Genomic DNA, 20,573 nt, shown 5'->3' with positions numbered 1-20,573 from the left:
AAGTCGGGGGTGACGGGGGTGATCGGGCCACGGAAGGGCTGATGCCTCATGAGGCTTGTCGTCGACCTCAACCGCTGCCAGGGCTACGCGCAGTGCGCGTTCCTCGCGCCCGAGGTGTTCACCATGCACGGCGAGGAGTCCCTGCTCTACGATCCGCAGGCCGCCGACGAGCAGCGGGAGAACGTCGAGCGCGCCGTCCACGCCTGCCCCGTACGGGCCATCCTGGTCGACGCGGTCAACGGATCCCTCTCCGCACCGCAGGCCGCGTCCGCACCGCAGGCCCCGTCCGCACCGGAGGCGCACCGTGACCGGTGACGGGACCCTGGAGCGGCTCAGGCGCGAGGGGCGCATCGTGGTGGTCGGCGCTTCGCTGGCCGGTCTGCGGGCCGCCGAGACCCTGCGCGAGAAGGGGTTCGCCGGTTCCCTCACGATGATCGGCGACGAACCGTACGAGCCCTACGACCGGCCCCCGCTGTCCAAGCAGGTGCTGCTCGGCAAGGCCGCCGCGGAGCGGACCCTGCTCCCCCGGCGCCGCGACATCGACGCCACCTGGCGGCTCGGGGTCCCGGCGAGCGGCCTGGACATGGCGGCCCGCACGGTGCTGCTCGACGACGGCGACGCGGTGGAGTACGACCGGCTGCTGATCGCCACCGGCGTACGGGCCCGCCCGTGGCCGCACGAGGACCAGGCGTCGCTGCGCGGGGTCTTCGTACTGCGCACTCGCGACGACGCCGTCGGCCTGGAGCGGGCGCTGGCGGCCGGCCCGCGCCGGGTGCTGGTGATCGGCGCCGGGTTCACCGGCTCGGAGATCGCCTCCGCCTGCCGTGAGCGCGACATCCCCGTGACGGTCGCCGAGCGCGGGGCGGCGCCGCTGGTCGGCGCGCTCGGCGGGGTGATCGGCGAGGTGGCGGCGCAGATGCACCGGGAGCACGGCGTCGACCTGCGGACCGGGGTCATGGTGACCGGCCTGGAGGGCGACTCCTCGGGGCGGGTCCGCGCGGCGCACCTCTCTGACGGCACCTCGCTCGAAGCCGACGTGGTCATCGTCTCGCTCGGCGCGATGCGCAACACCGAATGGCTGGCCGGGTCCGGCCTCGGGGCGGGTCCGCGCGGCATCGCCTGCGACGCCGGCTGCCGGGCGTTCGACATCCGGGGCATCGTCACGGACGACATCTACGTGGCGGGTGACGTGGCACGCTCCCCGCACGCGCTGTTCGGCTACCAGTTCCTCTCCTTGGAGCACTGGGGCAACGCCGTCGCGCAGGCCGAGACGGCCGCGCACAACATGCTCAGCGAGAGCGTGGACCGGCGGCCCCACCTGTGGGTCCCGGCGTTCTGGTCCTCCCAGTTCGGCGTCAGCATCAAGTCGGTCGGGGTCCCGTCGATGGGCACGGAGATCGTCATCACCCAGGGGTCCCGGGACGAGCGGCGCTTCACCGGCGTCTACGGCTACCAGGGCCGGGTCATCGCGGCGGTGACCTTCGACAACTCCCGCTGGCTGCAGTTCTACGAGCGGCAGATCGAGGAGACCGCGCCGTTCCCGCCGCCGTTCCCCACGATGGACCGGCGCCCCGAGGGCAACAAGCCGCTGCCCGCGGACTTCCCGGACCCGTCGGTGCCCACGCACGGCCCGACGATCACGCTCTCGGGCTACTCGCCCGCAGACCGGCGCATCACGTTCACGCCCGCCCGTCACTGAGGATCCCCCATGACCCAAGACATCCTGCGGCAGATCCTGGACTACTCCCACCGGGCCGATCCGTACCCGCTCTACAAGGAGCTCCGCAAGACGCCGGTCTACCACGACGGCTCCGGGCCGTTCGTCGTCAGTACGTACTACGACATCCAGGGCCTGCTGCACGACCCGCGGATCAGCTCCGACGCCCGCAACCTGGCCGCGTCGGCGCACGATCCGCTGGCCGAGCCGGGCGGGGAGGAGGAGTCGGTCCTGCCGCCGTCCTTCCTCAAGCTCGACCCGCCCGAGCACGACCGGCTGCGCCGCATGACCAACCGGCCCTTCGGACCGCCGCACTCCCCGCACCGGATCCACGACATGCGCGGCGAGCTGCACGACATCGTCAAGGGGCTGATCGACCGGATCGAGCAGACGGGCGACGCGCGCGAGATCGATCTGGTCGAGCAGTTCTCGTACCCCTTCCCCGTGACGGTGATCTGCCGGCTGCTGGGCGTACCGAGCGAGGACGAGCCCAAGTTCCACGTGTGGGCGGACACCCTCGCGGCGAGTCTGGACCCGGATCCGGACGCCGACCCGAGGGAGCGCGAGAGGCGTACGCACGACTCCCGTATGGAACTCGGCATGTACCTGTCGGGACTGATCGAGGAGCGGCGCAAGCACCCGACCGGCGACATGCTCTCGGAGCTGGCCACCGGCAGTGGCCCGGACGGCACGATGACCACGATGGAGGTACTGAGCACGGCGGCGCTGCTGCTCATCGCCGGTCACGAGACCACCGTCAACCTGATCACCAACGGCATGCTGACGCTGCTGCGCCACCCCGAGGTCCTGGAACGGCTGCGCGACGACCCGGAACTGTCCGTCCCGCTCGTGGAGGAACTGCTGCGCTACGAGCCCCCCGTGCAGCTGGTCCCGCAGCGCACCACCCTCACCGACGTCGAGGTACGGGGCGTCACGGTGCCCAAGGGCGCCTCGCTCTGGCTGATCCTGGCCGCGGGAAACCGCGATCCGCTGCGGTTCGAGGACCCCGACCGCTTCGACCCGGACCGGCGGGACGTCCAGCACCTGGGCCTCGGCAGCGGCATCCACAGCTGCTTCGGTGCGCCGCTGGCCCGGCAGGAGGCGCAGCTGGCCCTGAGCGAGCTGGCCCGCAGGCTGGAGAACCCCCGGCTGCTCGCGGACCCGCCCGTGTACCGCCAGAACGCGGTGCTCCGCGGCCCGCGCCACCTGCCGATCGCCTGCGACGGCATCAGGCCCTGACGTCCGGCCCCGCGTTACGGGGCCCCGGGCAGGACGACCACCTCGGCCGGGCGGAACCCCACCGAGACCCGGTCGCCCACTGCCGGGGCCCCCGCCAGCTCACACTCGGCCTCCAGCACGGGGCCGCTCTCCGGCCGCAGCAGCAGCGCCACATGGGCGCCGCGGAACGTACGGGAGACCACCTCGCAGCGCAGCCCGTCCGGCCCGAGGACCACTCCGGCCGGGCGGACCAGCAGCTGCCGCTCGCCCTCCGGGGCTCCGGCCGGCACCGGCACCTTGCCCCACGGGGTCGCCGCCGCGCCCGCCGCCACCGTCGCCGGGACCACGTTCTCGAAGCCGAGGAAGCGCGCCACGAACTCCGACGCCGGCCGCTGCCACACCTCCAGCGGGGTGCCGGCCTGGGCGATGCGCCCCTCCCGCATCACCACGACCCGGTCGGCCAGCGCGAAGGCCTCGCCCTGGTCGTGGGTGACGGCGAGCACGGTGGTGCCCAGCCGGGAGAAGAGCGAGCGGAGTTCCACGACGAGCCGCTCCCGCAGCCCCCGGTCGAGCTGCCCCAGCGGCTCGTCCAGCATCAGCAGCCGTGGCGACGGCGCCAGCGCCCGGGCCAGGGCGACCCGCTGCTGCTCGCCGCCCGACAGCGAGGCCACCGCCCGGCCCCCGGCGCCCGGCAGCCCGACCAGCTCCAGCAGCTCGGTGACCCGGGCCGCCCGGGCCGCGCCCGCCACCCCCCGCATGCGCAGCCCGAAGGCGACGTTGCCGCCGACGTCCCGGTGCGGGAACAGCTGGTGGTCCTGGAACATCAGGCCCACCCCCCGCCGGTGCACCGGCACCGCGGCCTGGTCGGCGCCGCCGAGCAGCACCCGCCCGCCGGACACCGGCTGGAGCCCGGCCACCACCCGCAGCAGGGTGGACTTGCCGCTGCCGCTCGGCCCCAGTACGCAGACGGTCTCGTGCTCGGCGACCGCGAGGTCCACCGCGTCCACGACCGCCCGGTCGCCGAAGCGGACCGTCACCCCTTCGAGCCGGAGCAGGGTCATCAGAACTCTCCCGAGGTCGTGGCCGGGCGCAGCCGCTCCAGCACCAGCAGGGACACCGCGCACACCAGCATCAGAATCGTGCTCAGGGCCATGGCCTGCCCGTAGTTCATCTCCCCGGCCCGCCCCAGCAGCCGGGCCACCGCCACCGGCAGCGTCGGGTGGTCCGGCCGCGCGATGAACACCGTCGCCCCGAACTCGCCCAGCGAGACCGCGAAGGCGAAGCCCGCCGCGATCAGCAGCGCCCGCCGCACCAGCGGCAGGTCCACCTCCCGCCAGGCCCGCAGCGGCGAGGCGCCGAGCACGGCCGCCGCCTCCCTCAGCCGGGCGTCCACGGCCCGCAGCACGGGCAGCATGGTGCGCACCACGAAGGGGACGCCGACGAGCGCCTGCGCCAGCGGCACCAGGATCCAGGAGGTCCGCAGGTCCAGCGGGGGCTCGTCCAGGGTGATCAGGAAGCCGAAGCCCACCGTCACGGCGGACACCCCGAGCGGCAGCATCAGCAGCGCGTCGAAGCCCCGTACGAACCTCCCCCCGCGCCGGGTCAGCGCGGCGGCCGCGAGGGCGCCGATCAGCAGGGCGATGGCGGTGGCGGCGAGCGCGTACTGGAGGGAGTTCCAGATCGCCTCCAGCGGCGGCACCAGGAACGTCCCGCCCCCGGCGCCCGCGTCCTGGAGCGCCCGGTAGAAGCCCAGCCCGTATCCGCCGGGCGCGTCGAAGGACCGTTCCACCAGCACCGCCAGCGGCGCCACGATCAGCAGCAGCACGGTCAGCAGCACCCCGCCGAGCAGGCCGCGCTGCGCCCACCCGCGCGGCGGGTGCGCGGTGCGCGCCGGGTCCACGAGCCGCAGCGCGCTCTCGCGCCCGCGCACGGTCCGGGCGTGCACGAGGAGGATCAGGCCGACGGCGGCGAACTGCACCATGGTCAGCACGGCGGCCGTCGGCAGGTCCAGGAGCTGCGCGGTCTGCCGGTAGACCTCCACCTCCAGGGTGGAGTACGCGGGCCCGCCGAGGATCTGCACGACGCCGAACGAGGTGAAGGTGAACAGGAACACCATCAGCGCGGCGGCGGCCACGGCCGGTGCCAGCGCGGGCAGGGTCACCCGCCGCCAGGCGGCGAAGCGGCCCGCGCCCAGCACCCGGGCGGCCTCCTCCTGGCGCGGGTCGAGCTGGGCCCACAGCCCGCCGACCGTCCGGACGACGACGGCGTAGTTGAAGAAGACGTGCGCGAGCAGGATCGCCCAGACGGTGGTGTCGAGCCGCACCCCCCACAGCTCGTCCAGCAGCCCGCCCCGTCCGACCAGCGCCAGGAACGCCGTGCCGACGACCACGGTCGGCAGCACGAACGGCACGGTGACCAGGGCGCGCAGCAGCTGCCTGCCCGGGAAGTCGAACCGGGCGAAGACGTACGCGCCGGGCAGCGCGATCAGCAGGGTCAGCGCGGTGGAGGCCAGCGCCTGCCAGGTGGTGAACCACAGCACCCCGGCGATGTCGGGCCGGGTCAGCACCTCGCCGGCCCGGCCGAACTGCCAGCCCGCGTCCGTCTTCAGGCCGCGCCCGACGATCGCGGCCACGGGATAGGCGAAGAACAGCCCGAAGAAGGCGAGCGGCACGGCCATCAGGGCCAGCCGGACGGCCGTGGCGCGCCCGCCCTCCTTCGGGGAGTCCTGCCGCGCTACTTCACGACGAGCGAAGACCATGCCTTGACCCACTGCTCACGGTTCTTGGCGATGGCGTCGGGGGCGACCGTCTCCGGCTTCTCGACGACCACGCCGTGCTTCGTGAACAGCTCCGGCAGCTTCGCGTCCTTGACCACCGGGTTCACGAACATCTGGAGCGGCATGTCCTCCTGGAACTTCTTGCTCACCAGGAAGTCGATGAGGGCCTTGCCGCCCTCCTCGTTCTTCGCGCCCTTGAGCAGGCCCGCGAACTCGACCTGGCGGAAGCAGGTGCCGGTGGCCACGCCCGTGGGGGCCTCGGCCGGCTGCGGCTCGCCGTAGAGGACCTCGACCGGCGGGCTGGAGGCGTACGAGACGACCAGCGGCCGGTCGCCCTTGGCCTTCTTGCCGCCCGCGGAGCCGGAGAAGCGCTCGTTGTAGGCCTGCTCCCAGCCGTCGACGACCTCGACGCCGTTGGCCTTGAGCTTGCTCCAGTAGTCCTTCCAGCCGTCCTCGCCGTACTTGCCGACGGAGGCGAGCAGGAAGCCGAGGCCGGGCGAGGAGGTCGCGGCGTTCTCGGTGACCAGCAGGTTCTTGTACTCCGGCTTGACCAGGTCGTCCAGCGTCTGCGGCGGGGCGGTCTTCTTGTCGGCGAAGTACTGCTTGTCGTAGTTGACGCAGATGTCACCGGAGTCGACCGGGGTGACGCGGTGCTGCTGGTCGAGCAGGAACTCCGGCTTGACCTGGTCCAGTCCCTTGGCCTGGTACGGGGTGAAGATCCCGTTGTCGAGCGCGCGCGAGAACAGCGTGTTGTCGACACCGAAGAAGACGTCGCCGCGCGGGGAGCCCTTGGTGAGGATCTCCTGGTTGAGGGCGGCGCCGGCGTCCCCGGACTTCAGGACCTTGACGGTGTAGCCGCTCTGCTGCTCGAACTCCTTGAGGACCGCTTGGGTCACGTTGAAGGAGTCGTGGGAGACCAGGGTGATCGTCTTGGACTTCGGGGCGTCGCCCGCGCCCGCGGGCTTGTCCTTGGCGTCGCCGCCGCCGCAGGCGGTGAGCGTGCTGACGCCCAGCGCCGCCGCGAGCGCGGCGCCCGCGATCTTCTTGGTGGTGCTCACTGGTGAATTCCTCCTGGGATGTCCAGGAGAAGACGCGGCCCCGCCCGGCGCTCCGCGGAAGCGGACGCCGGGCAGGGCGCAACAGCTTGAGTGATGACCGAACTTCCTACCCCGAATGACCGGGGCGAGGTTCAGAGGGTCTGCGGATGCTTACCGCACTCTCAGCGCTGTGGCGCTCCCCTGTCGGAATGATGAAGTTGTCCGGCCACAGGGTACCCCGCGGCCGATTGCGGCCGTTCCTGGCCGGAACTCAGCGCTCCGAGGCGGCCAGCTGGCCACACGCCCCGTCGATCTCCTGACCGCGGGTGTCCCGTACGGTCACGGGTACGCCGTGCCGCGCGATGGCCTCGACGAAGGCCTTGCCGTCCTCGGGGCGCGAGGCGGTCCACTTCGAGCCCGGGGTCGGGTTCAGCGGGATCAGGTTGACGTGTACGCGCTTGCCCTTGAGCAGCCGGCCGAGCCGGTCACCGCGCCAGGCCTGGTCGTTGATGTCGCGGATCAGGGCGTACTCGATGGAGATGCGGCGGCCGGACTTCTCCGCGTACTCCCAGGCCGCGTCGAGGACCTCGCGGACGTTCCAGCGGGTGTTGACCGGGACGAGGGTGTCGCGCAGCTCGTCGTCGGGCGCGTGCAGCGAGACCGCGAGGCGGCACTTGAAGCCCTCGTCGGCGAAGCGCAGCATGGCCGGGACCAGGCCGACGGTGGAGACGGTGATGCCGCGCTGCGACAGGCCGAGGCCGTCGGGCTCCGGGTCGGTGAGGCGGCGGATGGCGCCGACGACGCGGTTGTAGTTGGCCAGCGGCTCGCCCATGCCCATGAAGACGATGTTCGACAGCCGGGCCGGGCCGCCGGGGACCTCGCCGTCGCGCAGGGCGCGCATGCCGTCGACGATCTGGTGCACGATCTCGGCGGTGGAGAGGTTGCGGTCCAGACCGGCCTGGCCGGTGGCGCAGAACGGGCAGTTCATCCCGCAGCCGGCCTGCGAGGAGATGCACATCGTGACCCGGTCGGGGTAGCGCATCAGCACGGACTCGACGAGCGTGCCGTCGTGCAGCTTCCACAGGGTCTTGCGGGTGGTGTCCTCGTCGCACGAGATGTGCCGGATCACCGACATCAGGTCCGGCAGCAGCTCCTGCTGGAGCTTCTCGCGCGATCCGGCGGGGATGTCGGTCCACTCGGCCGGGTCGTGCGCGTAACGGGCGAAGTAGTGCTGGGAGAGCTGCTTGGCCCGGAACGGCTTCTCGCCGATCGCGGCCACCGCCTCCCGGCGCTCGGCCGGGGTCAGGTCGGCGAGGTGCCGGGGCGGCTTCTTGGCCCCGCGAGGCGCGACGAAGGTGAGTTCACCCGGAACGGGGCGGGCCATGGCAGGTACTCCTTGTAAGACGAAAGGCGCGCCGCAGAAGCAGCGCGCCCTTCAAGGGTAACCGCCCGGCGTATCACGCCGCCTTTTCACAGGTCGGGCAGGTCAGGCGGGGCAGCCGGTCGATGGGGTCCGGCGGGTCAGCCGGTGCCCACGAAGGCCGCGAGCAGCAGCCAGACCACCGGGGCGGTCGGCAGCAGCGAGTCGAGCCGGTCCATGATCCCCCCGTGGCCCGGGAGCAGCGTGCCCATGTCCTTGATCCCGAGGTCCCGCTTGATCATCGACTCGCCCAGGTCGCCCAGGGTGGCGCTGACCGCGACCGCGAGGCCCAGCAGCAGGCCCTGCCACCAGGCACCGTCGTCGACCAGGAACTCCATGCACAGCGCGCCGGCCGCCATCGCGAAGGCCACCGCCCCGGCGAGGCCCTCGCGGGTCTTCCCCGGGCTGATGCGCGGAGCCAGCTTGGTCTTGCCGAAGCGCCAGCCCACCGCGTAGGCACCCGTATCGCTGACCACGGTCAGCACCAGGAAGGTGACGACCCGCTGGGGGCCGTCGTCGGCGGTGAGCAGCATCGCGACGAAGGTGGCCAGGAAGGGCACGTAGAACGCCGCGAAGACGCCCGCCGTGACGTCCTTGAGGTAGTCCTCGGGCGGTTCGGTCATCCGCCAGACGAGCACCGCCAGCGCGGTGAGCGCCATCGCCACCCAGGCGCCCTCGGCCCCGCGGACGTATCCCGCGATGACCATGGCCGCGCCGCCGACCGCGAGCGGGACGAGCGGGGCCTTGATGCCCTTCTTCTCCTGGAGCCGGGAGGTGAGCTCCCACAGGCCGACCACGACGGCGACGACGATCACGCCGACGAAGACCGCCTTGACGATGAACAGCGAAGCGAAGATCACCGCACCGAGGCCGACACCGACCCCTATGGCGGCCCGCAGATCCCGGCCCGCGCGCTTCTTCGGCGGTGGCGGGGAGGCGTCCTGCGGTGCCTGCGATGGCGGAGGCGGGGGGCTGGGCATGGGCTCCTGCGGCGGCGTCTCGGCGCGGAACGGGGGGCCGCCGAATGCGGCGGCCCCCCGATCGCGTGCTTCCCGGTCGTCGAAGTCACGGCCGGCGGCATCGGGCACGATGGGCATGGGCCGAGTCTGCGGGCCCACCAGCGCATCGTATGCGGGACCCGCCGCGACCGGCTCCGCGGCCCAGGGAGAGTCGTTCATCAGACTTCGAGCAGCTCGGCTTCCTTGTGCTTCAGCAGCTCGTCCACCTGCGCGACGTACTTCGCGGTGGTGTCGTCGAGCTCCTTCTCCGCGCGGCGCACCTCGTCCTCGCCGGCTTCCTTGTCCTTGACGAGCTTGTCGAGGGCGTCCTTGGCCTTGCGGCGGACGGCGCGGATGGAGACCTTGGAGTCCTCGGCCTTCGTGCGCGCGACCTTGATGTACTCCTTGCGGCGGTCCTGCGTCAGCTCGGGGAAGGTCACCCGGATGATGCGGCCGTCGTTGCTCGGGTTGACGCCGAGGTCGGAGTCGCGGATGGCCTGCTCGATGTTGCGCAGGGCGGACGCGTCGAACGGCGTCACGATGGCCATGCGCGGCTCGGGCACCGCGAAGGACGCGAGCTGGTTGATGGGCGTGATGGCGCCGTAGTAGTCCGCCACGATCTTGTTGAACATCGCCGGGTGCGCACGTCCCGTGCGAATCGCGGCGAAGTCTTCCTTGGCGACGACGACGGCCTTCTCCATCTTCTCCTCGGCTTCGAGGAGGATTTCTTCGATCACCACGTGCTCCTGCATGTCAGATATGGATGGTTCAGGCTGGCGGGGCGGTGCGAGCCGCCCGGACCGGGCCCGGCCGGAGCCGGGCCGCGGCGGGGCTCAGGCCCGGGTGCCCTGGTCGCTCACGAGCGTGCCGATCTTCTCACCCTTGACGGCGCGGGCGATATTGCCCTCGGCGAGCAGTTCGAAGACCAGGATCGGCAGCGCGTTGTCGCGGCACAGCGTGATGGCCGTGGCGTCGGCGACCTTGAGGTCCCGGGACAGCACCTCGCTGTACTCCAGCGCGTCGAACTTCACCGCGTCCGGGTTGGTCTTCGGATCGGAGTCGTAGACCCCGTCGACACCGTTCTTGCCCATGAGGAGGGCCTCGGCGTCGATCTCCAGGGCACGCTGGGCGGCCGTGGTGTCGGTGGAGAAGTACGGCATGCCCATGCCGGCGCCGAAGATCACGACGCGGCCCTTCTCCAGGTGCCGGACGGCGCGCAGCGGGATGTACGGCTCCGCGACCTGGCCCATGGTGATCGCGGTCTGCACCCGGCTGTCGATGCCCTCCTTCTCCAGGAAGTCCTGGAGGGCGAGGCAGTTCATGACGGTGCCGAGCATGCCCATGTAGTCGGACCGGGCCCGGTCCATGCCGCGCTGCTGCAGCTCGGCGCCGCGGAAGAAGTTGCCGCCGCCGATCACGATCGCGATCTCGGCGCCGTCTCGTACCACGGCCGCGATCTCGCGGGCGATGGCGTGCACGACGTCGGGGTCGACACCCAGCCCGCCGCCGCCCGAGAAGGCTTCGCCGGACAGCTTCAGCATGAAGCGGCGACCCTTCTTCTCGTGGTCGCTCTTGTCGTGGGAAGCGGTGTGGGGGTCCACGCCCTGATTCATGGAGATCTCCTCGTGCACATACGAAGAAGGCCATTGCCGGTGGGTCCTCGCGGTTCCCTCTACGGCAATGGCCTCCTCGTCAGATCTGCGGTCGCCTCGCGCGGACGCGGACGACTGCTTCAGACCCTACCGGGGTCCGGTGTCCGTCGCGTACGGACGGACTCAGATGCCGACCTTGATGCGGGTGAAGCGCTTCAGGGTGACACCGGCCTCGTCCAGGACCTTCTGGACGGACTTCTTGTTGTCCAGCGCGTACGGCTGGCCGAGCAGCGTGGCGTCCTTGAAGAAGCCGTTGACGCGACCCTCGACGATCTTGGCGATCGCGGCCTCGGGCTTGCCCTCGGCGCGGGTGGTCTCCTCGGCGACGCGGCGCTCCGACTCGACGATCTCGGCCGGGACCTCGTCGGCGGTGAGGTACTTCGGCGCGAAGGCGGCGATGTGCTGGGCGATGCCCTTGGCCAGCTCGGCGTCGGCCTTGTCCAGCTCGACCAGGACACCGATCTGCGGGGGCAGGTCGGGCATGGTGCGGTGCATGTAGGAGGCCACGAAGGCACCCTCGTACGCCGCGAAGCGGTCCAGGACGATCTTCTCGCCGAGGTTGGCGTTGGCCTCGTCCACGAACGCCTGGACGGTCTTGCCGGGCTCGATCTCGGACGCCAGCAGCGCCTCGATGTCCGCCGGCTTGGAGGCGGCCACGTGGGCGGCGAGCTGGTCGGCGACGGCCAGGAACTTCGGGCTCTTCGCGACGAAGTCGGTCTCGCACTTCAGCTCGACGAGCACACCGGAGGTGGCGTCGTCGGCGATCAGGGAGGTGACGGCACCGTTCTCGGCGGAACGGCCCTCGCGCTTGGCGACACCCTTCAGGCCCTTGACGCGCAGGATCTCGTTGGCCTTGGTGACGTCGCCGTCGGCCTCCACGAGCGCGTTCTTGCAGTCCAGCATGCCGGCGCCGGTGAGCTCGCGGAGCTTCTTGACGTCAGCGGCGGTGTAGTTCGCCATGAGTCTGTGATTCTCTCTCGAAGTCGTGGATCTACGGGTGAACGGCGGAGGAGTCGCGCTCGTGGCGCGGCTCCCCCGCCGTCATCGTCCGTGCTGCGGGTGCCCGGCGGATGAACGCCGGGCTCCCTCAGTGGGTGGGTCAGGCCTGCTCGGCGTCGGCGGCCGGAGCCTCGACGGCCGGAGCCTCGGTGGCCGGAGCCTCGGTGGCCTCGGCGGCCGGGGTGACCTCGGCGGCGACCTCGGCGGCGGCGTCGGCGTCCACCTTGGCGGCGTCGACGTCGGCGGCCGGGGCCTCGGCGTCGTCGGCCTTCTTCTCACCCTCGAGCAGGTCGCGCTCCCACTCGGCGAGCGGCTCGGCGGCGGCCTTCTCGCCCGGCTTCGAGTCACCGGTCGCAGCGCCGGAGCGGGCGATGAGGCCCTCGGCGACGGCGTCGGCGATCACGCGGGTGAGCAGGGTGACGGAGCGAATCGCGTCGTCGTTGCCCGGGATCTTGTAGTCGACCTCGTCGGGGTCGCAGTTGGTGTCGAGGATCGCGACGACGGGGATGTGCAGCTTGCGCGCCTCACCGACCGCGATGTGCTCCTTCTTGGTGTCGACGATCCAGACGGCGCTGGGAACCTTCGACATCTCGCGGATACCACCGAGGGTCTTCTCCAGCTTGATCTTCTCGCGGGAGAGGACCAGGAGCTCCTTCTTGGTGAGACCCGAGGCGGCGACGTCCTCGAAGTCGATCGCCTCAAGCTCCTTCAGACGCTGGAGGCGCTTGTAGACGGTGGAGAAGTTGGTGAGCATGCCACCGAGCCACCGCTGGTTGACGTACGGCATGCCGACGCGCGTCGCCTGCTCGGCGATGGCTTCCTGCGCCTGCTTCTTGGTACCGACGAACATGATGGAGCCACCGTGCGCGACGGTCTCCTTCACGAACTCGTAGGCGCGGTCGATGTACGACAGCGACTGGAGCAGGTCGATGATGTAGATGCCGTTGCGCTCGGTGAAGATGAAGCGCTTCATCTTCGGGTTCCAGCGACGGGTCTGGTGACCGAAGTGGACGCCGCTTTCCAGCAGCTCCCGCATCGTAACGACGGCCATGGCCATCTCCTTGTTTTCTCGGTTTGGTTCCTGACGCCCCGCCGCGCCCTGCCCCGCAGAAGGGACCGAGAGACGCTTTCACCAGGCCGTTTCCGGCCGATGCTGGGGCGTGCGAAGTCGACCCGGTGACCCGGATCGCCACAAGAAGTGTACGGGACCCGGCGGTATGCCGGGTGACGCCGTTGTCCACACCCCTTCGGTCATCCACAGGCGCGGCCGTCCGCCGCCGGCCGCGCGCGACCCTGAGGGCATGACGACACTGCTGCTCACCGTGATCCTGGCGCTCTCCCAGACCCTCCTCCCGGGAGTCCGGCCGCTGCCCGCGCCGCTGTCCGTCGCCCGCTGGTGGGACCCGCCGCCGACGCCGTACGCGGCCGGTCACCGCGGGGTGGACCTGTCGGCCCCGGTGGGGGCGCGGCTACGGGCCGTCGGCCCCGGGCGGGTGCACTACGCCGGGCAGGTCGCGGGCCGCGGGGTGCTCTCGCTCACCCTTCCGGGAGGCCTGCGTACGACGTACGAGCCGGTGCGGCCGCTGGTGGCGGAGGGGGAGGCGGTCACGGCGGGGCAGGAGGTGGCGGTGCTGACGGACGGCTCCCACTGCCCGGGCCCCTGCCTGCACTGGGGCCTGCTGACCGGGGCGGACGTCTACCTCGACCCGCTCACCCTGCTCCCCCGCCCCACCCCCCGGCTGCTGCCCGCGCCGACGGCACCGGGCGGCTAGGACGGGCCGCCCCGCACGCCCCGCAGGGCCATGGCGACGGCGGTCTCGGTCACCACCGCGGGATCCTCGGCGGCGCCGAGCTCGATGCGGCGTACGGCGGCGTCCACGACGCCCTGCAGGAGCATCGCGGCCAGCCGCGGCTCCGCCTGGCCGAGGGCGCCCAGGGCCTCGACGATCATCGCCACCAGGCTCCCGTGCGCGGCGCGGATCTTCTCGCGCGCCCCCGCGTCCAGCTCACTGGCCGAGATCGCCACCACCGCACGGTGGCGGCGGTCCCCGACCAGCCCCAGCTGGCTGCGCACGTACGCCTCGATCTTGGCCTCCGGCGTCCGCGCGGCCTCCATCGCGGCCTCGATCTCGGCGGCCCAGACGGGGAAGTCCACCGCGCACAGCTCTTCGACGACGGCCGCGCGCGACCGGAAGTACTCGTACACGGACGACCGGGCGAGCCCGGTGCGCTCCGCGAGGGCGGGGAAGGTCAGGGCGTCGGTCCCGCCTTCGGACAGCAGGGAACGCGCCGCGTCCAACAGGGCGCCGCGCTGCATCGACCGGTGCTCGGCCACGGAGGCCGCTCGAATCCTGGGCACGCCACCACTGTACGGAGGGCGCGCAAGGTCCGTGCCCGTGCGGCGGTCAGCGGCCGACGTCGGCGAGCTTGGCCCGCAGCTGGAGCACCGACTTGGTGTGGATCTGGCTGACCCGGCTCTCGGTGACGCCCAGGACGTTGCCGATCTCGGCGAGGGTGAGGCCCTCGTAGTAGTAGAGGGTGACCACCGTCTTCTCCCGCTCGGGGAGCGTGTTGATGGCCCGGGCGAGCAGCCGGCGCAGCTCGCGGTCCTCGGCCACCTCCACCGGGTCGTCGGCGGCGTGGTCCTCCAGGGTGTCCATCAGGGACAGCCGGTCGCCGCCCTCCCCGCCGGCGTGCAGCAGTTCTTCGAGGGCGACCACGTTGGCGAGGGACAACTGGCTGAAGACGGTGTGGAGATCCTCCACCCCGATCCCCATCTCGCCCGCGACCTCGCTCTCGGTGGGGGTCCGCCGCAGCTGGGCCTCCAGCGTGGCGTAGGCGCGCTCCACGGCCCGCGCCTTCTGGCGTACCGAGCGCGGGATCCAGTCCAGCGCCCGCAGCTCGTCGATCATCGCGCCGCGGATGCGGGTGATCGCGTACGTCTCGAACTTGATGGAGCGTTCGATGTCGAACTTCTCGATCGCGTCGATGAGTCCGAAGACCCCGGAGGAGACGAAGTCGGCCTGCTCGACGTTGGGCGGCAGGCCGACGCTCACCCGGCCCGCCACGTACTTCACCAGCGGCGAGTAGTGCAGGATCAGCTGCTCCCGCAGGCGTTCGTCACCCGACTCCTTGTATGAGCGCCAGAGCAGCTCCAGGGACGAGGGCGCGGTGGACCGCACGCCGCCACGGGCAGCGGGGGGCACCGCAGCGCGGTCGGACCCTGAGGTGTGCTGGGGCATGCTTCGCCTTTGCCGGAGCGGGATTCCTTGGGAGCGTAGCGTGACGGAAGTGTCGCGGTGCGCGAAGAGTACGGGATGACCCGGGGGCCGGGCGGCGCCCGGACTCGCGCGGGCGGCCCGGGACCGGCGCCTGGCGCTCGGTCCCGGCTAGGGCCACCGGGAAGACCGCGTCTCTCATCGCCTTCACTCTTTCACCGGAACACCCCAGGTCAACGACCGCCCCGCCGGTCGGTCCGGGATTGCTCCCCCTCTCCCGGCGTACGCGGAGTCAACCGCCAGCCGTCGCCCTGCCGTTCGACGAACCCCAGGGAGTGAAGTTCGTACAGTCTGCCGATGACTTCATCGGTGCCGGTGCCCGCGGCGAGCGAGATCTCCTCCGGTGCGGCGGCCCGGCCCGCCGGGAGGGCTTCGAGCACCCGTGCGGCGGCCGGGTGCAGGAGGTCCCTCGCGAGTACGGGTCCCCGCCGGGCGGGGGCCAGTTCGCCGATGGCTCCGACGAGTTCGACGATCTCGGCGGCGTCGGTGACGAGCTCCGCCCCGCCGCGCAGCAGTTCGTGGACGCCGGCCGACAGACCGCTTGTGGCGGGCCCGGGGACGCCCATGGTGAGGCGCCCGAGCTGCTGGGCCCGGCGGGCGGTGACCAGTGAGCCGCTGCGGTGGGCCGCCTCCACGACGACGGTCCCCCGGGTCAGGGCGGCGATGACCCGGTTGCGCAGCACGAACCGGCTCGGGGTGGGATGGCTGCCGGGCGGCAGCTCCCCCAGCACCAGCCCCGCGCGGGCGATCCCGCCGAGGAGCCCGGCGTGGCCGCGCGGATAGCAGACGTCGACCCCGCAGGCCAGCACCGCGGCGGTGGCCCCGCCGGAGGCGAGGGCGCCCCGGTGCGCGGCGCCGTCGATCCCGTAGGCGGCCCCCGAGACCACCACCCAGCCGCGCTCGGCGAGCCCGGCGGCGAGGGTCTGCGCCATGTGGGCCCCGTACGGGGTGCACGCGCGGGCCCCGACTACGGCGACCGAGCGCAGCGCCCAGGCCCGCAGGTCGGGGTGGCCCCGCAGCCACAGCCCGACGGGCCGAGCGTCCCCGAGGTCGTCCAGCTGGGTCGGCCACTGCGCCGACCCCGGACAGACGAACCGGCAGCCCGCCCGGGCGGCCTCCGCCAGGTCCCGCCGGGGGTCCGCGACGGCGGCCCGTCTCCGGTACCCGGCGAGCCGCTCGGAACCCACCCCGGTCAGCACCCGGCACTCCGCCCCGGGCCCGGTCAGCAGACGCATCAGCCCGACGGCACCGAACTCACGCAGCCAACGCCCCCCATGCTCGTCCCCGGGCTCCAACACCCGCGTCAACGCAACCCGCGCAAGCCCCTCATCCCCCACCTCCCCCGCGCCCCCCTCCGGCCCACACTCCTTCTCCGGAGCCGATGTCCCCGCACGGGCCCCATCCGCGCTGGCCGGCACGTCCGGCACCGGCTCCTCCGGCCCGGGTCGCTCCGCCCCGGCCAGCGGCTTCGGCAAGGCCTCTGCCCCCGCGGGCGCCTCCCGCCCGGGCTCTTCCGGGTGGGCGGGTGGCTCCGGTCCGGCGTTCTCCCGCCGCACTGGCATCTGCTGGCCCGGCCCTGCCCGTGGGGTGAGGGCGTCCGGGGCGGGCTCGCGGGTGACGTCGTCGGTCGTCATGGCGTTGCCTCCGCTCCAGTCGCCAGGACCGCCCCGCGGGCGATGCCGGTGCGCAGCTCCAGTGCGACGGCCACGTCCAGCGCGTCGGGGCGGTCGCGCCCCCGCAGGTCGGCCACGGTCCAGGCGACGCGCAGCACCCGGTCCAGCCCCCGGGCGGTGAGCAGTCCGCGCTCCAGGTCCCGCTCGGCCAGGGCCAGCGCCCCGGGACCGGCCGGCCAGCGGGTGCGCAGCTCATGCCCGGGCACCTCGGAGTTGAGCCGCCACGGGGTGTCGGCCAGCCGGGCGGCGGCCCGGTCGCGGGCCTCGCGTACCCGGTCCGCGACGGTGGCGGTGGCCTCGCCCCGGCCACCCCGCCCCAGCAGGTCGGAGCGGGTGACCGGCTCCGCCTCGACGCGGAGGTCGACCCGGTCGAGCAGCGGCCCCGACAGCCGGGCCTGGTAGCGCCGGACCACGGAGGCGGGACACTCGCAGCCCGCCCCCTGGAGGCTGTACCGGCCGCAGGGACAGGGGTTGGCCGCGAGGACCATCAGGAAGCGGGCCGGCAGCCTTACCACCCCCGCGGCCCGGGCGATGACCACGTGCCCCGCTTCGAGGGGCTGCCGCAGGGCGTCCAGCGCCTTGCCGCTGAACTCCGCGGCCTCGTCCAGGAAGAGCACCCCTCGGTGGGCCAGCGAGACCGCCCCCGGCCTGGGGATTCCGGCCCCGCCGCCGACCAGGGACTGCATGGTCGCGGAGTGGTGCGGGGCGCAGTACGGGGGCCGGCCGACCAGCGGTTCGCCGGGCGGCAGGATTCCCGCGACGGAGTGGACGGCCGTCACCTCCAGTGAGTCCTGTCGGGTGAGCGGCGGCAGGATCCACGGCAGCCGCTCGGCCAGCATGGTCTTGCCCGCGCCCGGGGGCCCGCTGAGGAACAGGTGGTGGGCCCCGGCGGCGGCCACTTCCAGAGCCCGGCGGGCCCGGTGCTGGCCCGCGACGTCGGCCAGGTCGGGGACCTCGGCGCTCTCGCCCCCGCCCCGCGCCAGCCCCGTACCGAGCCCGGCGCCCGGTACCACCAGCCCCGCCAGCATCGGGTCGGGGCGCCCCGCCCGGTCCGGCTCCTCCTCGGGCACCACCCCGTCGGTGAGGACCGCGATCAGCTGCCGCAGGCTCCGCACGCCGAGGACGGACACCTCGGGAACCAGGGCGGCCTCCCCCGCACACTGCTCGGGCACCACCACCTGCCGGTACCCGGCCTCGGCGGCGGCCAGCACCGCGGGCAGGATCCCGCGCACGGGGCGGACCCGGCCGTCGAGGCCCAGCTCCCCGATGAGCACCAGATCCGCGATGGCTCCCGGATCGACCACCTCGGCGGCCCCGAGAACCGCCACCGCGACGGCCAGGTCGAAATGCGCACCGCCCTTCGGCACCGACGCCGGGCTGAGTCCGACCGTCAGCTTCTTCTGCGGCCAGGCCGCGCCGGAATTCACCACGGCCGCCCGCACCCGGTCACGGCTCTCGACCAGGGTCTTGTCGGGCAGCCCCACCAGGGTGAAGGCGGCGACCCCCGGCTCCAGGTCGGCCTGCACCTCCACCACGACGCCCTCGACGCCCACCAGGGCCACCGAGCAGGCCCGCGCGAAACCCATCAGGCCACCCCCCTGACGTGCTCCACCCGGGCCGCGCCGCGCCGTGGCAGCAGGACCGCCACGAGGTCGATCCGCACGCCGCCCGGGGGCGGTCCGCCGTGGTCGGCGAGCCACCGCCCGGCGAGCCTGCGCAGCCGGTCGGCCTTGCCGGCCCGGACGGCCGCCATGGGGTGCTCGAAGCCGCCGGCCCGGCGCGTCTTGACCTCGCACACGACGAGGGCGTCCCCCTCCCGCGCGACGATGTCGATCTCCCCGGCCCGGCACCGCCAGTTCCGGGCGATCACCGTCATCCCCGACTCGGTCAGCCGTCGCGCGGCGAGGTCCTCGCCGTACCGCCCCAATGCCTGCTGTGCCACGCCCTTCGCGTTCATCCGGCACCACCTCCGTGCCGAGAGTCCCGCGTTCCCGTCCCCCGAGTGGATCTTGGTGGACAACTCCGCCGTTGTGGAAATCCCGCTCACCCTTCAGGGTGAGCGGGTCGTCCGGATCGCCGGGCGCGGGCGGCCGGCGAGCGCCGGCGGCCACCCGTGCCCGGTCAGGCGCCGGGAAGTTCGAGGTCGCTCTTGTTGAGCTCCTCGATGTTCACGTCCTTGAAGGTCAGCACCCGCACCTGCTTGACGAAGCGGGCGGGCCTGTACATGTCCCAGACCCAGGCGTCAGCCATGGAGACCTCGAAGAAGACCTCCCCCTGGACCGAGTGCACCTGCATCTCGTAGTCGTTGGTCAGATAGAAACGACGTTCGGTCTCGATCACGTACTTGAACAGCCCGACGACGTCGCGGTACTCCCGATAGAGCTTCAGCTCCATCTCGGTCTCGTACTTTTCGAGGTCCTCGGCACTCATGGCATGTTCCCCTTCAGCCGTGCGTCCCCCTATTGTGCGCCAGCGCCGTGCGCCCCTAAACGATTTCCGGGGCCAGGACCACCGGAGCACCCGGGGGACCGTCGTCGAGCAGCGTGCGCAGCAGCTCGGCGAGTCTGGTCGGGTACACCGTCTCACGAGCCGCCAGCAGTTCCCCGGAGGTCCACCACCTGGCTCCCGTGACGCTGCGCCGTTCCAGTTCGGTGAACCCGCCCGTCAGGGTCCGCGTCCGGTCGGTACGGGCGAGGAAGTACCACTCGTCCTGTTCCCAGCGCCGGCCGTCGAAGGGGAAGGAGCAGTACCGGTGCCACAGCACCGGCCCCAGCTCGACCTCTGTGATCCCCGTCTCCTCCGCGAGCTCCCGCAGCGCCGCCTGCTCGCGCGTCTCGTCGCCCTCCAGCCCGCCGCCGGGCGTGAACCACCAGTCGTCGGCCGGATCGGACGGTTCGAAGCCGTGCAGCAGCAGGATCCGGTCCGCCGGGTCCAGCAGGATCACCCGCGACACCTTCCGCGGCGCCGCCGGCCCCGGTCCCGGCCCGCCCGCGCCGGACTCAGCGGGCACCGGAGGGCTCCCGCCGCCGTCCGCGTCCGAGGATCCGTACGAGGGGCCCGTAGGCCGCCCCCAGCAGCACCAGGGCCGCGCCGCCCACCACCGCGGCCACCTGGAGCCGCAGCGGTCCGGGCCCGGACACCCCGCCGGGCAGGGCGGCGAACGTCGCCGGCCGGTCCAGCATCTTCATGGACGGCCACGCCAGCGCGTCGACCCGGGCCGACACCGCCGACCGCGGCACGGTTCCCTGACCGGCCTCCTGGAGATGGGCGCGGGAGTCGAGCGAGGCGGTGCGGTGGTCGCCCATCAGGAAGAGGTTGCCGTCGGGCACCTTCACCTCGAACCGGGCGCCGCCCGTCCCGATCGCCGCGATCTCGCTGCCCGCGTCGTCGAGGTACGGCTCGTCGAGCGCGGTGCCGTTCACGGTCAGCCGGCCGCCCTGGCCGCAGCAACGGACGGTGTCGCCGCCCACGGCGATGACCCGCTTGACCATGGGCGAGGCGCCCCACTCCGTGTCGGTGAAGACGACCACGTCACCGCGCCGCACCTCGCCGCCGTCGATGCGCTGCGCCAGCACCCGGTCGTTCGGGCGCACGGTGGGCACCATCGAGTCGGTCGGCACCGTGTACGGCTGGTACACCAGCGCGCCCCAGACGAAACCGCCCAGGAAGAGTACGAAACCGATGGCCACGGCGATGCCCGACAGCACGTTGCCGAGCCCGCCGCGGCCACCGGTGGTCCCGCGTATTGACTGTGTTCCGCCCATTGCAGCGCCCCCGCATCGGAGATCGTCGACCTGGGCGGCAC

General features: G+C 72.5%; 21 protein-coding genes. 4 read left to right on the top strand and 17 right to left on the bottom strand.

The window, feature by feature from the left end:
* The first annotated feature begins 48 nt into the window (after positions 1-48).
* From ACZ6ZT_RS25795 to ACZ6ZT_RS25785, 3 genes are read left to right on the top strand one after another with little or no spacing between them, the layout of a single operon-like run.
* Positions 49-315: a ferredoxin gene (locus ACZ6ZT_RS25795; protein WP_469722279.1), complete on the top strand. Its 267-nt coding sequence runs from the start codon at positions 49-51 to the stop codon at positions 313-315.
* On the top strand, positions 305-1,699 hold the full coding sequence (locus ACZ6ZT_RS25790; protein WP_469722278.1) for an NAD(P)/FAD-dependent oxidoreductase: 1,395 nt from the start codon (positions 305-307) through the stop codon (positions 1,697-1,699). The genes ACZ6ZT_RS25795 and ACZ6ZT_RS25790 overlap by 11 nt, the downstream gene beginning before the upstream one ends.
* 9 nt (positions 1,700-1,708) lie before the next feature.
* Complete coding sequence (locus ACZ6ZT_RS25785; RefSeq protein WP_469722277.1) at positions 1,709-2,956, top strand: cytochrome P450; 1,248 nt, start codon at positions 1,709-1,711, stop codon at positions 2,954-2,956.
* A 14-nt stretch (positions 2,957-2,970) separates the two neighbouring features.
* Here the strand turns inward: ACZ6ZT_RS25785 and ACZ6ZT_RS25780 are convergent, their stop codons facing one another.
* The 9 genes from ACZ6ZT_RS25780 to rpsB all read right to left on the bottom strand — a co-directional run bounded on the left by ACZ6ZT_RS25780 (position 2,971) and on the right by rpsB (position 12,868).
* Entirely contained in the window at positions 2,971-3,996 is a 1,026-nt protein-coding gene (locus ACZ6ZT_RS25780) for an ABC transporter ATP-binding protein (protein WP_469722276.1), read from the bottom strand.
* Positions 3,996-5,612 carry an ABC transporter permease gene (locus ACZ6ZT_RS25775; RefSeq protein ID WP_469722360.1) on the bottom strand — a complete coding sequence of 539 codons (1,617 nt, stop codon included), beginning with the start codon at positions 5,610-5,612 and terminating at the stop codon, positions 3,996-3,998. Before ACZ6ZT_RS25775 ends, ACZ6ZT_RS25780 begins: the two co-directional genes overlap by 1 nt.
* Positions 5,613-5,668: 56 nt before the next feature.
* A complete protein-coding gene (locus tag ACZ6ZT_RS25770; RefSeq protein ID WP_469722275.1) occupies positions 5,669-6,769 on the bottom strand; it encodes a thiamine ABC transporter substrate-binding protein in 1,101 nt (366 codons plus the stop codon).
* A gap of 250 nt (positions 6,770-7,019) precedes the next feature.
* Positions 7,020-8,132, bottom strand: coding sequence for a dual-specificity RNA methyltransferase RlmN (rlmN, locus tag ACZ6ZT_RS25765; protein WP_469722274.1), 1,113 nt, complete (start codon positions 8,130-8,132; stop codon positions 7,020-7,022).
* A 137-nt stretch (positions 8,133-8,269) separates the two neighbouring features.
* Entirely contained in the window at positions 8,270-9,346 is a 1,077-nt protein-coding gene (locus ACZ6ZT_RS25760) for a phosphatidate cytidylyltransferase (protein ID WP_469722273.1), read from the bottom strand.
* Positions 9,346-9,903, bottom strand: coding sequence for a ribosome recycling factor (frr, locus tag ACZ6ZT_RS25755; RefSeq protein ID WP_008737589.1), 558 nt, complete (start codon positions 9,901-9,903; stop codon positions 9,346-9,348). The genes ACZ6ZT_RS25760 and frr overlap by 1 nt, the downstream gene beginning before the upstream one ends.
* A 96-nt stretch (positions 9,904-9,999) precedes the next feature.
* On the bottom strand, positions 10,000-10,779 hold the full coding sequence (gene pyrH, locus ACZ6ZT_RS25750) for a UMP kinase (RefSeq protein WP_469722272.1): 780 nt from the start codon (positions 10,777-10,779) through the stop codon (positions 10,000-10,002).
* 162 nt (positions 10,780-10,941) lie between these two features.
* Positions 10,942-11,778 carry a translation elongation factor Ts gene (gene tsf / locus ACZ6ZT_RS25745; RefSeq protein ID WP_469722271.1) on the bottom strand — a complete coding sequence of 279 codons (837 nt, stop codon included), beginning with the start codon at positions 11,776-11,778 and terminating at the stop codon, positions 10,942-10,944.
* Between the two features lie 139 nt (positions 11,779-11,917).
* A complete protein-coding gene (gene rpsB / locus ACZ6ZT_RS25740) occupies positions 11,918-12,868 on the bottom strand; it encodes a 30S ribosomal protein S2 (RefSeq protein ID WP_469722270.1) in 951 nt (316 codons plus the stop codon).
* A 250-nt stretch (positions 12,869-13,118) separates the two neighbouring features.
* Here rpsB and ACZ6ZT_RS25735 point away from each other — a divergent pair, with 250 nt between their 5' ends.
* On the top strand, positions 13,119-13,589 hold the full coding sequence (locus ACZ6ZT_RS25735) for a M23 family metallopeptidase (protein WP_469722269.1): 471 nt from the start codon (positions 13,119-13,121) through the stop codon (positions 13,587-13,589).
* On the opposite strand, the gene ACZ6ZT_RS25730 is transcribed toward ACZ6ZT_RS25735, so the two are convergent.
* The 8 genes from ACZ6ZT_RS25730 to lepB all read right to left on the bottom strand — a co-directional run bounded on the left by ACZ6ZT_RS25730 (position 13,586) and on the right by lepB (position 20,532).
* On the bottom strand, positions 13,586-14,152 hold the full coding sequence (locus ACZ6ZT_RS25730; RefSeq protein WP_469722358.1) for a TetR/AcrR family transcriptional regulator: 567 nt from the start codon (positions 14,150-14,152) through the stop codon (positions 13,586-13,588). The two genes, ACZ6ZT_RS25735 and ACZ6ZT_RS25730, sit on opposite strands and share 4 nt — an antisense overlap.
* Before the next feature lie 70 nt (positions 14,153-14,222).
* Positions 14,223-15,059, bottom strand: coding sequence for an RNA polymerase sigma factor WhiG (whiG, locus tag ACZ6ZT_RS25725; RefSeq protein WP_469722268.1), 837 nt, complete (start codon positions 15,057-15,059; stop codon positions 14,223-14,225).
* 209 nt (positions 15,060-15,268) lie between these two features.
* The gene (gene dprA, locus ACZ6ZT_RS25720) at positions 15,269-16,513 is read right to left on the bottom strand and encodes a DNA-processing protein DprA (protein ID WP_469722356.1); all 1,245 of its coding nucleotides are present in this window, start codon (positions 16,511-16,513) and stop codon (positions 15,269-15,271) included.
* Positions 16,514-16,725: 212 nt separating this feature from the next.
* Positions 16,726-18,354, bottom strand: coding sequence for a YifB family Mg chelatase-like AAA ATPase (locus ACZ6ZT_RS25715; RefSeq protein WP_469722267.1), 1,629 nt, complete (start codon positions 18,352-18,354; stop codon positions 16,726-16,728).
* Positions 18,354-18,725, bottom strand: a complete 372-nt coding sequence (locus ACZ6ZT_RS25710) for a YraN family protein (protein WP_469722266.1) — start codon at positions 18,723-18,725, stop codon at positions 18,354-18,356. Before ACZ6ZT_RS25710 ends, ACZ6ZT_RS25715 begins: the two co-directional genes overlap by 1 nt.
* 164 nt (positions 18,726-18,889) lie before the next feature.
* Positions 18,890-19,198 carry a DUF2469 domain-containing protein gene (locus ACZ6ZT_RS25705; protein ID WP_214947872.1) on the bottom strand — a complete coding sequence of 103 codons (309 nt, stop codon included), beginning with the start codon at positions 19,196-19,198 and terminating at the stop codon, positions 18,890-18,892.
* 55 nt (positions 19,199-19,253) lie between these two features.
* Positions 19,254-19,778, bottom strand: coding sequence for an NUDIX hydrolase (locus ACZ6ZT_RS25700; protein ID WP_469722264.1), 525 nt, complete (start codon positions 19,776-19,778; stop codon positions 19,254-19,256).
* Positions 19,768-20,532, bottom strand: a complete 765-nt coding sequence (gene lepB / locus ACZ6ZT_RS25695; protein WP_469722263.1) for a signal peptidase I — start codon at positions 20,530-20,532, stop codon at positions 19,768-19,770. The genes ACZ6ZT_RS25700 and lepB overlap by 11 nt, the downstream gene beginning before the upstream one ends.
* Positions 20,533-20,573: the final 41 nt, after the last annotated feature.

This window comes from Streptomyces sp. NPDC102258, from assembly GCF_055584685.1.
This window is presented reverse-complemented; position numbering and strand designations above follow the sequence as displayed.

Bases quoted from the DNA above. Each gene is read 5' to 3' on its own strand.
- ACZ6ZT_RS25710 (WP_469722266.1), bottom strand. From the start codon at position 18,725: ATGAACGCGAAGGGCGTGGCACAGCAGGCATTGGGGCGGTACGGCGAG.
- ACZ6ZT_RS25715 (WP_469722267.1), bottom strand. From the start codon at position 18,354: ATGGGTTTCGCGCGGGCCTGCTCGGTGGCCCTGGTGGGCGTCGAGGGC.
- ACZ6ZT_RS25735 (WP_469722269.1), top strand. From the start codon at position 13,119: ATGACGACACTGCTGCTCACCGTGATCCTGGCGCTCTCCCAGACCCTC.
- rlmN (WP_469722274.1), bottom strand. From the start codon at position 8,132: ATGGCCCGCCCCGTTCCGGGTGAACTCACCTTCGTCGCGCCTCGCGGG.
- ACZ6ZT_RS25795 (WP_469722279.1), top strand. From the start codon at position 49: ATGAGGCTTGTCGTCGACCTCAACCGCTGCCAGGGCTACGCGCAGTGC.
- ACZ6ZT_RS25780 (WP_469722276.1), bottom strand. From the start codon at position 3,996: ATGACCCTGCTCCGGCTCGAAGGGGTGACGGTCCGCTTCGGCGACCGG.
- rpsB (WP_469722270.1), bottom strand. From the start codon at position 12,868: ATGGCCGTCGTTACGATGCGGGAGCTGCTGGAAAGCGGCGTCCACTTC.
- lepB (WP_469722263.1), bottom strand. From the start codon at position 20,532: ATGGGCGGAACACAGTCAATACGCGGGACCACCGGTGGCCGCGGCGGG.
- tsf (WP_469722271.1), bottom strand. From the start codon at position 11,778: ATGGCGAACTACACCGCCGCTGACGTCAAGAAGCTCCGCGAGCTCACC.
- ACZ6ZT_RS25775 (WP_469722360.1), bottom strand. From the start codon at position 5,612: ATGGCCGTGCCGCTCGCCTTCTTCGGGCTGTTCTTCGCCTATCCCGTG.
- ACZ6ZT_RS25760 (WP_469722273.1), bottom strand. From the start codon at position 9,346: ATGAACGACTCTCCCTGGGCCGCGGAGCCGGTCGCGGCGGGTCCCGCA.
- whiG (WP_469722268.1), bottom strand. From the start codon at position 15,059: ATGCCCCAGCACACCTCAGGGTCCGACCGCGCTGCGGTGCCCCCCGCT.
- ACZ6ZT_RS25785 (WP_469722277.1), top strand. From the start codon at position 1,709: ATGACCCAAGACATCCTGCGGCAGATCCTGGACTACTCCCACCGGGCC.
- ACZ6ZT_RS25705 (WP_214947872.1), bottom strand. From the start codon at position 19,198: ATGAGTGCCGAGGACCTCGAAAAGTACGAGACCGAGATGGAGCTGAAG.
- pyrH (WP_469722272.1), bottom strand. From the start codon at position 10,779: ATGAATCAGGGCGTGGACCCCCACACCGCTTCCCACGACAAGAGCGAC.